Source organism: Mucilaginibacter sp. 3215 (genome assembly GCF_050433785.1).
GTDB lineage: Bacteria > Bacteroidota > Bacteroidia > Sphingobacteriales > Sphingobacteriaceae > Mucilaginibacter.
In genome coordinates, this window is sequence record NZ_JBNPWO010000018.1 from 111238 (window position 1) to 122352 (window position 11115).

Annotated in this window: 12 protein-coding genes; 4 read left to right on the top strand and 8 right to left on the bottom strand. The window is 43.1% G+C overall.

Annotated elements, in window-relative coordinates; all coding sequences use genetic code 11:
• Positions 1–81: 81 nt before the first annotated feature.
• Positions 82–2154 (bottom strand): (E)-4-hydroxy-3-methylbut-2-enyl-diphosphate synthase, encoded by a 2073-nt coding sequence (gene ispG / locus ABIC84_RS22930; protein WP_429265057.1) that lies wholly within the window; start codon positions 2152–2154, stop codon positions 82–84.
• A gap of 135 nt (positions 2155–2289) precedes the next feature.
• Between ispG and ABIC84_RS22935 the strand changes: the two genes are divergently transcribed.
• On the top strand, positions 2290–2496 hold the full coding sequence (locus ABIC84_RS22935; protein ID WP_429265058.1) for a hypothetical protein: 207 nt from the start codon (positions 2290–2292) through the stop codon (positions 2494–2496).
• On the opposite strand, the gene ABIC84_RS22940 is transcribed toward ABIC84_RS22935, so the two are convergent.
• The 5 genes from ABIC84_RS22940 to ABIC84_RS22960 all read right to left on the bottom strand — a co-directional run bounded on the left by ABIC84_RS22940 (position 2493) and on the right by ABIC84_RS22960 (position 5635).
• Positions 2493–2750, bottom strand: coding sequence for a Txe/YoeB family addiction module toxin (locus ABIC84_RS22940; protein ID WP_429265059.1), 258 nt, complete (start codon positions 2748–2750; stop codon positions 2493–2495). The two genes, ABIC84_RS22935 and ABIC84_RS22940, sit on opposite strands and share 4 nt — an antisense overlap.
• The gene (locus ABIC84_RS22945; RefSeq protein WP_129569119.1) at positions 2741–2938 is read right to left on the bottom strand and encodes a DUF2683 family protein; all 198 of its coding nucleotides are present in this window, start codon (positions 2936–2938) and stop codon (positions 2741–2743) included. The genes ABIC84_RS22940 and ABIC84_RS22945 overlap by 10 nt, the downstream gene beginning before the upstream one ends.
• 40 nt (positions 2939–2978) lie before the next feature.
• Entirely contained in the window at positions 2979–3590 is a 612-nt protein-coding gene (locus tag ABIC84_RS22950) for an RDD family protein (RefSeq protein WP_426584919.1), read from the bottom strand.
• 137 nt (positions 3591–3727) lie between these two features.
• Positions 3728–4726, bottom strand: coding sequence for an MBL fold metallo-hydrolase (locus ABIC84_RS22955; protein ID WP_429265060.1), 999 nt, complete (start codon positions 4724–4726; stop codon positions 3728–3730).
• A gap of 78 nt (positions 4727–4804) precedes the next feature.
• On the bottom strand, positions 4805–5635 hold the full coding sequence (locus tag ABIC84_RS22960) for an alpha/beta hydrolase family protein (RefSeq protein ID WP_429265061.1): 831 nt from the start codon (positions 5633–5635) through the stop codon (positions 4805–4807).
• A gap of 167 nt (positions 5636–5802) precedes the next feature.
• Between ABIC84_RS22960 and ABIC84_RS22965 the strand changes: the two genes are divergently transcribed.
• Positions 5803–6618, top strand: coding sequence for a DUF6597 domain-containing transcriptional factor (locus ABIC84_RS22965; protein ID WP_426584913.1), 816 nt, complete (start codon positions 5803–5805; stop codon positions 6616–6618).
• 289 nt (positions 6619–6907) lie between these two features.
• The gene (locus ABIC84_RS22970) at positions 6908–7168 is read left to right on the top strand and encodes a hypothetical protein (RefSeq protein WP_429265062.1); all 261 of its coding nucleotides are present in this window, start codon (positions 6908–6910) and stop codon (positions 7166–7168) included.
• Between the two features lie 136 nt (positions 7169–7304).
• Here the strand turns inward: ABIC84_RS22970 and ABIC84_RS22975 are convergent, their stop codons facing one another.
• A complete protein-coding gene (locus tag ABIC84_RS22975; protein WP_426584909.1) occupies positions 7305–8831 on the bottom strand; it encodes a GNAT family N-acetyltransferase in 1527 nt (508 codons plus the stop codon).
• Positions 8832–9041: 210 nt separating this feature from the next.
• The gene (locus ABIC84_RS22980; RefSeq protein ID WP_429265063.1) at positions 9042–9431 is read right to left on the bottom strand and encodes a DoxX family protein; all 390 of its coding nucleotides are present in this window, start codon (positions 9429–9431) and stop codon (positions 9042–9044) included.
• A 168-nt stretch (positions 9432–9599) separates the two neighbouring features.
• On the opposite strand from ABIC84_RS22980, the gene hemA reads away from it, so the two are divergent.
• On the top strand, positions 9600–10826 hold the full coding sequence (hemA, locus tag ABIC84_RS22985) for a glutamyl-tRNA reductase (RefSeq protein WP_429265064.1): 1227 nt from the start codon (positions 9600–9602) through the stop codon (positions 10824–10826).
• The last annotated feature ends 289 nt before the right edge of the window (positions 10827–11115 follow it).

An 11115-nucleotide genomic window follows, 5' to 3' on the forward strand; every position in this document is an offset into this window, starting at 1 on the left:
TCTGAACCAGGATTTTTAGGATTTATGGATTCACCGGATGCATGGTGAATCGCCGGATTAGTTTAATCCCGGTTCAGATAATTACTCCTGCACCGCATCAATCCAATTGCCGTCGCCTTTAATAATATTGATGAGCTCATCGAGCGCATTGGCCGAGCTAATATTTTTCTTTACTGCTTCCTTGCCGCGGTAAAGGGTAATTTTATCGGTACCAGAGCCTACGTAACCGTAATCGGCATCAGCCATTTCGCCCGGACCATTTACGATACAGCCCATGATGCCAATCTTTAACCCTTTAAGGTGACTGGTACGGCTCCTGATCATTTGAGTAGTAACCATCAGATCAAACAAAGTACGACCGCAGCTTGGGCAGGAAATATATTCAGTTTTGGAAATGCGCGAACGGGTAGCCTGCAAAATGCCGAATGAAGTGGAGGTAATAACCCCGGTAGGCAATTCAGGTGCATCAATCCAGATACCATCGCCAAAACCATCAACCAATAAAGCGCCGAGGTCGGTAGAGGCGTAGAGTTGGAGAAGAGTTTGTCCATGGTCCATGGACCATGGACCATGGACAAACTCACTTCCGGACTTTCCGACTTCCGGACTTTCGGACTCAAAAATATAGCTTCTCTTCACTATCACCGGTACATCCAGACCCAGTTCTTCCATCTTGAAGAAGAACGAACGTTGCTCGGCCATGCCGTGTAAAGCATCTGTTTCAAGTACCAACACCAGCGACTTATCCAGTTGAATTGATCCGAAATCTTCCGAATCAATATCAGCAGGTTTTAAATGTACAAGGTTCAGTTTTGATGAACGATCGACATCGCCAATATATTCCTGTAAAGTAAATACCGGGTGGCAGTTGGTTTTATCGGCCAGTTTAAGCCAGGTATTATAATTATATAGTTGTTTTAAGTTGCCCGGTAAGGTAAATGAAGGCAATTCATCGGCCAGGTAAACAAAATCAACCGATTGCTCGGCCATGTTATACTTATCCAGCAAAGGCGAGTACAGGTAGCCTGCCTCGTTCAATACCGCCGGGTCTTTCAGGTTCTTTTTTGATAAGTCGACAACAACCCGTGGCACCAAATGCCCGCCTATGAAAGCGTTAGCCTCGTAGGTTTCGCGCTTTTTATATTCGTAGGGACTGTGTTTTGAAGGTGAAAGGTCAAAGGTTAAAGGCGAAAGGTTTTTAACTTTAGCTGCCGCTACCTTTTGCCTTTCGCCTTTCGCCTTTTCCCTCATAGTGTAACGTTTCACCAATTCAATAGCAACCGGAGCTTCGGCTTCGGGTTCTTCAGTGAGGGACACGCGTACGGTATCGCCAAGGCCGTCTTCTAATAAAGTGCCTATACCTACGGCAGATTTGATACGGCCGTCTTCACCATCACCGGCTTCGGTTACGCCAAGGTGCAGCGGATAGTTCATGCCCTCGGCAACCATGGTTTCAACCAGCAGGCGGTAAGCTTGTACCATCACCTGCGGATTACTCGATTTCATGGAGATCACGAGGTTATAAAAATTGAGCTGCTCGCACATCCGCATAAATTCCATGGCCGATTCAACCATGCCCTGCGGGGTATCGCCATAACGGCTCATAATCCTGTCGCTCAGCGAACCGTGATTGGTGCCAATGCGCATAGCGGTACCATATTCTTTACAAACTTTTACAAGCGGTGTAAATTTCTGGAAGATGCGTTCCAATTCGCCCTGGTACTCCAGGTCGGTATAATCTATCTGGTCGAATTTCTTTTTATCGGCGTAGTTGCCAGGGTTTACCCGCACTTTTTCAACTATACGGGCAGCCACCTCGGCAGCATTTGGGGTAAAGTGGATATCTGCAACCAAAGGCACCGTGTAGCCACGGGCGCGAAGCTGCTTTTTAATTTCGGCCAGGTTTTGGGCCTCTTTGATGCTGGGGGCTGTAATGCGCACGTATTCGCAACCGGCATCAACCATGCGGATGGATTGCTCAACCGTACCAATGGTATCCATAGTATCGGTAGTAGTCATGCTTTGGATGCGGATTGGGTTATTCCCACCCATAGGCACATCGCCAATATTAACCTCGCGGGTAATAAAGCGTGAATATTCGGTTAACGAGTTACAATAACGGCCGGGCAGCACTTTAACAGCATCAGTATTCATCAATGATGGAAATTAGATTACAAAAATACGAAAGTTGTTTGATGGGAGGAAGTTGTAATGTTTAAAGGCTGTAATGTTTGAGTTAACTGCAAATTCACTTGTTATCGAATCAAAGAATATTTACTAAATTTAAATATGGCAATTCAATTCATAACCAATCAAAAAGGCAAAAAAACTGCTGTAATCATTCCGATAAGTGAATATGAAAACTTGCTGTATCAGCGCCATATTAATCTGGAGTTAACTGACGAGTATAAAGCGATAATAGATTCAATGTTAGAGGAAGAGGGTAAAGGCGAGGCTAAATATATTTCGTTTGGGCAGATAAAAAAAACGTATTAATAATGGCCTTTTAAAGCATATATCTTTATCAGGTCATCACTCACGGCATAAATAATCCTATGTTCTTTATTTATGCGTCTCGACCATTTCCCCGATAGTTGATGTTTCAACGCTTCTGGTTTTCCTACCCCTTGAAATGGTGTCTCTCGAATGGATAGCAATAATTCCTGAATTTTTTTCTGAACGGCAATATTACCGCTCTTTTGCCATTCGCTCAAATGAGTTATGGCTTCAGGAGTAAAAACTATTTCCATAAATTGTCGATATCGACTTTAACTCCTTTTCCGGCTTTTAAATCTTCATCTCCCTTAAGAACCATTGCAACAAACTCAGGATCGTAATCAGATTTTTCTTCTTCAAAGGAAATCTTAAATGCTTTCATGAAAGTTTTCAGAGCATTTAATTGTTCTTTGTTTTGTGGATGTACAATTAATGATTCCATATTCAAATTTAAACATTAAACGTTAATGTTCAAAGCGTGTCTACACCAACCTATCCTTAATCACCAGTGTCCCCGCTATCATATCATGTAAACACTGTTGCTGTTTATTAAAAAATGCCATCAGATAGCCGATAAAAAAGGTCAATACCGAAAATATTTTAGCCAGGTTACGGCCTATGGCTTTGCCAACACTGATCCTGTTGCCATCCATATCAACTACTTTTATTTTGAGCATTTGCTTGCCGTAAGTGGCTTGCTTAGCTGAGCTTTCCATTATCACATGATAAATAAATTTGCCTATGGGCGTAAAAGCTACTATACCAATAGAAGTATAAATCCGCGCCTGCTTATCCGTAATGAACAGGAACACTGCCATAGCTGCAAGCAATACAAAAACGCCAAATAGGATAAACCAGTCTAATGCCGAAGCCAGCCAGCGCTGATCAAAACTGCCGTAGTACTGCATGAGTAATTTAGGACGGGCAAAGCCAAACAGTTCTCTTAATTCAGCTATTTCATTGGCTTCCTTGTAATCCACCATATCATCGGTTTTAACAAAATCACCGGGTTTGATGCCGCGCGTTTTGAGCTCGGGAATGGTAAACGGGCCTTCGGGTTTACCGTTGATAACTAATATGTAGGATTGGGACATGGAATGGTCGATTACATAACTATGTCATTGCGAGGAGGCACGACGAAGCAATCGCATACTATACAGGGCGGGACCTGCCTCCGTGCGATTGCCACGCTACGCTCGCAATGACATGTTTTTTATTGTTTTTTATTCTTCTAAGATAAATATTCCTTCCACCAATCAGAATTATAGGCACCTTTTACTTCGGTTGGCTCACCAGGTTTGGGTACAAATAAATCGATGTGTTTTTGTTTTGCCATAGCGGTTAGCCATTCAATAGGCTCGTACCAGGCATGCGGGGCCAGGTTAAACGTACCGTAATGGATGGGCATCATCAATTTGCCTTTCAGATCGAGATGGGCATTTGAAGCATTATCAGGCCCCATATGAATATCCGGCCAGAATTTTCCGTAAGCACCTATTTCCAGCATAGTCAAATCAAACGGACCAAAAGCCTCTCCTATCGCCTTAAATTCGGGCGAGTAACCCGAATCGGCGCCAAAGTAAATATTATGCTGCGGACCTTTGATCACGAACGACGACCACAATGTTTCGTTTCGCCCAACAATGCCCCTGCCCGAAAAATGGCGTGAGGGTGTTGCCGTAAGTACAATTTCATTGCCGATCATGGCGCTATCGCCCCAATCCATTTCAGTAATAAAGTTGGCAGCCATGCCCCAGTTGGTTAAATACTGCGCTACCCCTATCGAACAGAAAAAAGGGATGTTTTTATCCGCAAAAAACTTAATGGTAGCCTTATCCAAATGGTCATAATGATCATGCGACTGGATCACGGCATCCAACGGGGGCAGATCTTCCAAAGCTATCGGCGGCTGAAAAAACCGCTTCGGCCCGAATGATTGCGAAAACGAAACCCGCTCGCTCCAAACCGGGTCGGTAAGGATGCGCTTGCCATCAATCTCAATCAGGATACTGGAATGGCCTATCCAGGTAATGCGTAAACCCGATGCGGGCGGAGTACTGTAAACCGATAGATCTGTTTTAAAAGGGCCTAAAGTTTTCTTAGGCGTATTTTCGGCCTTGTTGTTCATGTACTCCCTTAAAATGGGGATCATTTTACCAAAGCCGGCCTCGTCGGTAGGTATCGTATTGAGATATTTTCGTCCTTTTTTTCGCGATGCGGGTAAACTCATAACAACAATTATAGTACTAATATCAGGTATGATATAACTAACGTAAAAAAGTTACGATTGGTTGAAACAGCTCAACCTTTATTTACTTAAGAATGATATTGCCGTATCACAAAACTCAATCAGCTGGGCCGGCAAAGCATCTCCGGTAAAAGGATGTTCGCCGCCAAAAATATGATCTGCGCCTTTTTGCACTATGTATTCCGCAGTAAGATTAGCTTCATGCAACTGCAGGGAATGGCTTACAGGTACCGTAGAATCGGCATCACCATGAACGATGAGCCATGGCTGTTTTATTAAACCTGCCTGCCTGATGATATCCAGCCTCAGCGGGTGATTGTCAAGATCATCTAACAGGGTTGATTTAACAGGCATTTGCTGCCCGGTACGTTTATTTTCAAAGTAAAAAACGCTCTGCAAACGCCACTGCTGTTCTATTTGCTTAGGCCACAGGTTCCGGAAACCGGATATCGAAGCCATAGTTACCAGCTTTTTAATCCGGCTGTCTTCGGCAGTTTTGATAATACTTACACCGCCGCCCATGCTGTGCCCTATGAGGTATACACCATTGGCCATAGGCATACTCGCCCCGCTGCAGGCAAAGTCAATGATCGTGTCGAGATCTTCCAGTTCAATAGAGACCGTATTATCAGCAAAGGCCGTCAGATCGGCAAAATCCAAGGGATTGGTGGGCGTTGTGCCATTATGCGAAAAGTTAAATTTCAGGAAACGAAAACCCTTTTCGGCAAAGTATTGGGCCAAAAGATCATGCGTACCCCAATCTTTAAAGCCTTTAAAGCCATGTGCAAAAATTACCAGTGGTGTATTTTTAAAAACATCATCATAAGTAACATCGATAAGCATTGGCCGCCCTTTAGCGCCGGGAAGGGTGAAATTATCTTTCCTGATCATGGCGGCTAATTTAGTATTAAAGGCCGAAAATGTTATTGAAATAAATCAGTGCAACTGAGCCGAAGCCTTATTTTCCTTTCAGGCTTTTCGCAGATTTTATTTAACCCTGAAAAGCAAAATCATCCAAACAGTTATATTAAATTTGAATATATCAGATTGCAGTCGACATGCGCTATACCGAATACCGTCCTCATGGCATACTAAAAGATTTCATACAATGCTATTTTGTGTGCGAAACAGATATTCCTGTTATGACTGATGACAAGGTGTTTGCTACCGGCGCTATCGAGATCTTATTCAACCTGGGAGCGGATGGCCCTCAACAAATAAAAAATGGCGAACTGGTAACCAGCCCCGACATTCAGTTGTGGGGGCAAACCATACAGCCATTTACCTTTACATCATACGGTAAGCACTGTATGTTTGGGATCCGTTTTTTTACCCATACGGCTGCCTGCTTTTTCAATGAGCCGATAGAAGAATTTAATGACCATGTTATTGATTTCAAAGAGTTGGGAGGAAAGGAAGCTGCTTTTTTACATTTGAGATTAATGGAGGCCAAAACGCCGGACCGGAGAATAGATTTAGTGGAAGAATTTCTGACGAAAAGACTGTTAGCATCAGGGCCGAAATTCAGCAGGCTAAAGCTGGTTAACAACATCATGCTTGACTTAAGCAAAGAGAATTTTCTGGAGAATATCAATACAGTGGCAGCTAAATACGGTCTTTCCTCCCGGTACCTTCAGAAAATATTTTTAAACTACTCCGGGCTCAGCCCGAATTTGTACACTAAGATAGCACGGTTTCAGAAAAGCCTTTACCGGGTTGCCGAAAACAAACTATCGCTCACCTCCATCGCTTATGAGTGCGGGTACTTTGATCAGTCACATTTTATAAAGGATTTTAAATTCTTTACCGGGTCGCTCCCTTCCCGGTTTTCGCCCGAAAGTTCAACCGATTTTTCCGCGGTGCTCAATAATTAAGCTGTTCCGATTTTTACAATTTTGAGCCATTCTAAGGATATAGTTTCGCTTTAATTATTCATTCAATATTTAAAGGATTATGAAACAAAAAACCTTAACTGCAGCAATTATATGCCTGTGTCTTTTTTTAACGTATAAAAGCGGCATTGCCTAGGCAAATAATCCCGGCTTACAGCAGATCAAAAATTCTATTCAAAAAACGAATACACTTTATTACGAGCTATTTGCAAAAAGTGACGCTTCAATTGTAACCCTTTATACCGATGACGCCATATTGTTAGCGCCCAATATGCCCACTATAAAAGGGAAGAAGGCTCTCCGGAAAGATTTTGATGACACTTTTGTTGCAGGAAAAGTGAAAGGGGTAAAGTTCCAAACGGCCAATATTTATGGTGATGGAAAGGCATTCGTCACCGAGGATGGTACCTGGCAGGTTTTTGACCCAAATGGTAAAGTAATTGATGATGGAAAGTATTTAAAGTTGTGGAAGCTCACGAAAGCCGGCTGGAAAATATTCAGGGATTCTTTTAACAGCAACCACAAAATTTAAAACAAGCGGCAACATCATAAATATCGTCATTGCGAGGTACGAAGCAATCCCGAACTATACAGAGCGAACCTGCCAATAGGGGATTGCTTCGTACCTCGCAATGACGCTTCTTATTATACTTTTTAAAACTATTCCCTTACACCCTCTTCCCATTAAAAGTAATGTTATACAAATCCGTGCGCCTGTCTTTGATATTTTGCACGCTGCCATACTCATGCAGCTCATCCAGCAATGAGAGGTCAACATCAGCAATTACGATCATCTCGGTATTTGGTGTAGCTTCCGACTGGATACCATTGGTTGGAAAGCCAAAATCCGATGGTGTAAACACTGCCGACTGTGCATAGCTGATACCCATGTTATTTACGTTGGGCAAATTACCCACGCAGCCAGCAATGGCCACATAGCATTCGTTTTCCACGGCACGGGCCTGGGCGCAAAACTTAACCCGGTTATAGCCATTTTGCGTATCGGTAAGAAAGGGCACAAACAGGATCTGCATATCCTGACCGGCCAAAATGCGCGAAAGTTCCGGAAACTCTACATCATAACAAATCAGGATGCCAACCTTGCCGCAATCGGTATCAAAAACTTTCACTTCATCGCCACCACGCATCCCCCATGAGCTGATCTCGGCCGGGGTTGGGTGAATTTTGTATACCTCTTCCATACTCCCATTCCGCCTGAACAGGTAGGAAACATTATACAACGACTCCTCAAAAATATAAGGCATACTGCCTGCTATGATGTTTACGTTGTAGGAAACCGCCAGTTTTGAAAACTCCTCGATAATGGGTTGGGTATATTTGGCCAGTTCACGCATGGCCTTGGCCGAATCCATGTGATTGTAATCGGCCATAAGCGGTGTATTGAAAAGCTCGGGGAACAGGATAAAATCGGCCTGGTAATCACTCACGGCATCAACAAAATATTCGGCGTGTTTCATCAACTCGCTAATGTTACTGTACGATCGCATCTGCCATTGCACCAGGCCAATGCGCACTACCGTTTTATGATTAATGGCATCGCTTACCTCTTCGTAATATACATTGTTCCACTCAATAAGCGTGGCAAAACCTTTTGAGCGACTATCCTCGGGCAGATAATTTCTCAACACCTTACGTACGTGAAAATCATTTGATAACTGGAAGGAAAGCGTAGGATCATAAATTTCTTTATACTTTACCTTATCAATATACTGGCGGGGCGTAAGCTCGTTCTGAAACTTTTGATAGTTGGGAATCCTGCCGCCGGCTATGATACTTTTCAGGTTCAGCTTTTCGCAAAGTGCCTTACGGGCATCGTATAAACGCCGTGCCAGGCGTAATCCGCGATATTTTGGGTGGATAAACACATCAATACCATAAAGCACATCACCCTTATCATTATGGGTTTTAAACGTGCTGTCGCCGGTTATTTGCTTGTAAGTGTGGTTATCGCCAAATTTTTGGTAATCAACAATTATGGCCAGCGCACAGCCGACAACCGTATCGTTAACGGTGATACAGATCTGCCCTTCGGGGAATATTTTGATTAGCTTACGGATAGAATTGGCGTCCCAATAGTCCTCATCCATATCCATATAGGCCGATTTCATTGATTTTTTAAGCTCCTGGTAGTCCTGTACTTCCAGGTTACGCATTTCAATACTTTGCAGATCCATATATAATTTGTTGTATCGTTTTTGGGCAGAGCGGCATTTACGCACCTCGACATCGCTGCGCTTGTCACCCCTCTCTGCTTCGCAAAGAGGGTATTTATTTTTTACCCTCTTTATGCAGAGCATAGAGAGGGTGGCCCAGCGAAGCGTCGGCCGGGTGAGTCAGCTCATCGCCCCTGCCTCATCTTCCCAACAGCCAAAGCCCATTTTGGTTTAGGCTATTTTCTTTCGATCAGAGGTATGCCACCAGGCCCAATATATCAGTACAAACTGCAGTGCTAAGCGCAACCATGCCAAAAAAGGTGTAACTGTTATGGAATTTAACTTCATTGGTGCTTTAAATGCCATGCTCACGTGGATCTGCAAAAAGGCGATCAACATTAAAACTATTCCCCAGGCAGCCCAGTACCGTGTTTTGGATGGTATAAGTAACAACCCTAATGAAATTTCGGCAATCCCTGCAAGGAGGTTAACTGTCTCAGGATAAAGCAGGTTATTGGGCATTACGGCATAATAGAAGTCCGGATCACGGAAGTGATTAAGGCCTGCAAGCACGTAAAACGCCATGAGTATTACCAGGCTTATTTTTTTATACTTATCCATGTTTTAATTTACAAATATTTTGTGATACGTATTGCAAAACAGTTTAAATACTGCAAAACAAGCCGTTTTTACAATTTATAACCATTCCAAATAAGCCTGTTTGACAAAGTGTTGACATTGCATGTGCCGAATAGTGATACTTTTGTTCGGTCAAATTTTAAAACTGCTTTGAAGTATCTAAAGGTAATAGCTTTTACGCACAAACAGATTGAACTGAAGGAATTGGGTAGATTGGTGGTTTGCCAGGAAAATCTGACAGATAAACTTGCACAGGTTAAAAAGCAGTTCAATATCCCGGAGATCTTCTACCTGGCTACCTGTAACCGTGTGGAATTTGTAATGACAACCCCACAATCTGTTGACAAAGATTTTGCCAAAAAATTCATAGAAGCCTTTAACACAGAGCTTTGCCATGATTCACTGAGTACTTTTATGGATAGCGCGTCTATTTATGAAGACCAGGAAGCTATGGTACACCTGTTGCGTACTTCATGTTCGCTGGAGAGTTTGATCGTGGGCGAAAAGGAGATCCTGGCCCAGTTGCGTAAGGCCTATGAACATTGCAAAGAGGCAGGCCTAACCGGCGATGCCATGCGCATGATCATGAACTGCGTGGTAAAAACAGCCAAAGAAGTTTATACGCATACCAGCATCTCCAAAAATCCAATTTCAGTTGTTTCGCTGGCTTACCGCAAGCTAAAAGACCTTAATCTTTGTTCAAATGCCCGTGTTTTGATCATCGGCGCAGGCGAAACCAACCGTAATATTTCTAAATATCTTCAAAAACATAAATTTTCAAACTTCGCGGTATTTAACCGTACAGTGGCCAATGCCGAAAAATTAGCTGCCGATCTGGGTGGCGAAGCGTTTGACCTTGAAGCTTTGAAAACATACAATAAAGGTTTTGATGCTATTATTACCTGCACCTCCGCAGTTGAGCCCATCATTACCGCCGAAATTTATAAATCGCTGTTAAACGGCGAAACCGGCCGCAAAACTATTGTGGATCTTGCCATCCCAAATGATACAGCTCCCGAAGTATTAGAGCAATTCCCGGTTAACTTTATCGAAGTACACTCCCTTAACGAGGTTGCCAAAAAGAACCTCCAGGAACGCTACCACGAACTGGTACATGCCGAAGCTATTATTGAACAAAACATAGCCGAATTTATACAGCAGCTTAAACAGCGCCGTATTGAGGTAGCTATGCGCCAGGTACCCGAAAAAATCAAGGAGATCCGCAATACCGCCATCAACTCGGTTTTTGCCGATGAGGTACAGGGCCTGGACGAGCAATCGCGCGAGATCCTGGAAAAGGTGATCAACTACATGGAGAAAAAATATATCAGCGTACCCATGGTTATGGCGAAAGATATATTGATCAATGAAAACTAAAACTGTCTGAATCAGAATTTACAGAATTTGAGGATTGACAGAATGTTTGCGTTTGTCTGAACCAAAATTTCTTGAATTTAAGAATTGATCTCGCCGTTGTTGGTGTTGTCACCAACAACTCCTCACACCGGCGATTGCCTATCCCATAAGTAACGAAAAATTTCGGTAATTTACAAGAACCTATGGTTAGGAAAGGTTGTTGGTGACAACACCATATCCGTTAACCTAAGGGATTGAATATGTCGTAAACAATCTCAAAGGCTGCTTTTTTCCGTTTCTTAGGTTCAAT

What these genes read in the sequence shown, in the direction of transcription:
- ispG (WP_429265057.1), bottom strand. Translation starts at nt 2,154, where the DNA reads ATGAATACTGATGCTGTTAAAGTGCTGCCCGGCCGTTATTGTAACTCG.
- ABIC84_RS22935 (WP_429265058.1), top strand. Translation starts at nt 2,290, where the DNA reads ATGGCAATTCAATTCATAACCAATCAAAAAGGCAAAAAAACTGCTGTA.
- ABIC84_RS22940 (WP_429265059.1), bottom strand. Translation starts at nt 2,750, where the DNA reads ATGGAAATAGTTTTTACTCCTGAAGCCATAACTCATTTGAGCGAATGG.
- ABIC84_RS22945 (WP_129569119.1), bottom strand. Translation starts at nt 2,938, where the DNA reads ATGGAATCATTAATTGTACATCCACAAAACAAAGAACAATTAAATGCT.
- ABIC84_RS22950 (WP_426584919.1), bottom strand. Translation starts at nt 3,590, where the DNA reads ATGTCCCAATCCTACATATTAGTTATCAACGGTAAACCCGAAGGCCCG.
- ABIC84_RS22955 (WP_429265060.1), bottom strand. Translation starts at nt 4,726, where the DNA reads ATGAGTTTACCCGCATCGCGAAAAAAAGGACGAAAATATCTCAATACG.
- ABIC84_RS22960 (WP_429265061.1), bottom strand. Translation starts at nt 5,635, where the DNA reads ATGATCAGGAAAGATAATTTCACCCTTCCCGGCGCTAAAGGGCGGCCA.
- ABIC84_RS22965 (WP_426584913.1), top strand. Translation starts at nt 5,803, where the DNA reads ATGCGCTATACCGAATACCGTCCTCATGGCATACTAAAAGATTTCATA.
- ABIC84_RS22970 (WP_429265062.1), top strand. Translation starts at nt 6,908, where the DNA reads ATGCCCACTATAAAAGGGAAGAAGGCTCTCCGGAAAGATTTTGATGAC.
- ABIC84_RS22975 (WP_426584909.1), bottom strand. Translation starts at nt 8,831, where the DNA reads ATGGATCTGCAAAGTATTGAAATGCGTAACCTGGAAGTACAGGACTAC.
- ABIC84_RS22980 (WP_429265063.1), bottom strand. Translation starts at nt 9,431, where the DNA reads ATGGATAAGTATAAAAAAATAAGCCTGGTAATACTCATGGCGTTTTAC.